The 1,529-nt window shown below is 65.9% G+C and carries 2 protein-coding genes; both read left to right on the plus strand.

The genetic code is table 11. From position 1 onward, the window contains the following. Positions 1-76 precede the first annotated feature (76 nt). On the plus strand, positions 77-469 hold the full coding sequence (locus tag F0L68_RS39375; RefSeq protein WP_149855028.1) for a transposase: 393 nt from the start codon (positions 77-79) through the stop codon (positions 467-469). A 41-nt stretch (positions 470-510) separates the two neighbouring features. Then, positions 511-1,494 (plus strand): IS3 family transposase, encoded by a 984-nt coding sequence (locus tag F0L68_RS39380; RefSeq protein ID WP_149855029.1) that lies wholly within the window; start codon positions 511-513, stop codon positions 1,492-1,494. The last annotated feature ends 35 nt before the right edge of the window (positions 1,495-1,529 follow it).

Consider the following 1,529-nt stretch of genomic DNA (forward strand, 5'->3'; position numbering starts at 1 on the left):
CTCTCTGTCAGTCTTGGGTGAGACACCCGCTTTGTCGGGTTAGACTACGAAGGCGAGACAGGAGCCCCACCCGTTCATGACCAGCACCAACCAGCACCAACCACAGCAGCCCAACCCGGCCGCCAAACCCACCCGGCGGCAGTTCTCCCCGGAGTACAAGCTGCGGATCGTGGCCGAGTACGACGCCACCCCCGACGGCGGGAAAGGCGCGATCCTGCGCCGGGAGAAGCTCTACTCCTCCCACGTGATCGAGTGGCGTCGTGCCCGTGACGCCGGCGCGCTGACCGCGTTGGCGGACAAACGCACCACCGCGGTCCGGCCCAAGAAGTCCGCAGCCGAGGTGGACAACGAAACCCTGCGGCGCAAGGTCGAGCGCCTGGAACGGGACCTGGCGGCGAACAAGGCCGCGTTGGAGGTCATGGGAAAAGCACACGCGCTCTTGCAACTGCTTGCCGAGAGCGCGGACTAAACGACGCCGTCGACCACGCCCTCGACGAGGCTTTCGCTGGTGTGCAACCCCAGTTGGGCACCACCCTCGCCTGCGGGTTGATCGGCAGGTCCCGTGCCACGCACTACCGTCACCTCACTCCGAACCGGCCTGTCGTGCGCGCGCCGCGACCAACACCGGCATCAGCGTTGAGCTCGACCGAGCGGCAGGCGGTGCTGGATCTGCTCAACCGCCCCGACTACGTCAATCTCGCCCCGGCCCAGGTGTGGGCTCGTGAACTGGATGCCGGCCGCTACTGGTGTTCGGAGTCCACGATGTACCGGATCCTGCGGGATGCCGGGCAAACCGGGGAACGGCGCCGCCAGGCCACGCACCCGCCCAAGGTGAAACCCGAGCTGATGGCCGATGCCCCGTCGCAGGTGTGGTCCTGGGACATCACCAAACTCCGGGGACCGGATAAGGGAATCTGGTATCACCTCTACGTCATCCTCGACATCTACAGCCGCTACGTGGTCGGCTGGACGGTCGCCTCGGCCGAGGATTCCCGGCTGGCCGCGGAGTTGATCGCTTCAGCGATCGACCGTAACGGCCTTGTGCCGCACACCGTGCACGCCGATCGGGGCACGTCGATGACCTCCAAACCCGTCGCCGGCCTACTGGCCGATCTCGGCGTGCTGCGCAGCCATTCCCGGCCGCGTGTGTCCAACGACAACCCTTACAGTGAGGCGCAGTTCAAGACGATCAAGTACACCTGGGACTACCCCGACCGCTTCACCGGCCTGGCCGATGCCCGCGAGTGGTGCGAGGCGTTTTTTGCCTACTACAACCATGATCACCGGCATTCTGGCCTTGGCCTGCACACGCCGGCCTCGGTCCACTTCGGCACCGCCGACCTCGTTCGACAGCACCGAGCTGTCACGCTGGCCGAGGCGTACGCACGTCATCCCGAACGGTTCGGCCAGCGCCCCCGACCACCGAAACTACCGGCCACGGCATGGATCAACGAGCCCCAGGCCGAGACAGACACGGTGGAACAGACCGCATAACCCGATCATGTCTCACTTGACTTGACAGGCAGCGC

The organism is Solihabitans fulvus (assembly GCF_008386585.1).
Lineage (GTDB): Bacteria > Actinomycetota > Actinomycetes > Mycobacteriales > Pseudonocardiaceae > Solihabitans > Solihabitans fulvus.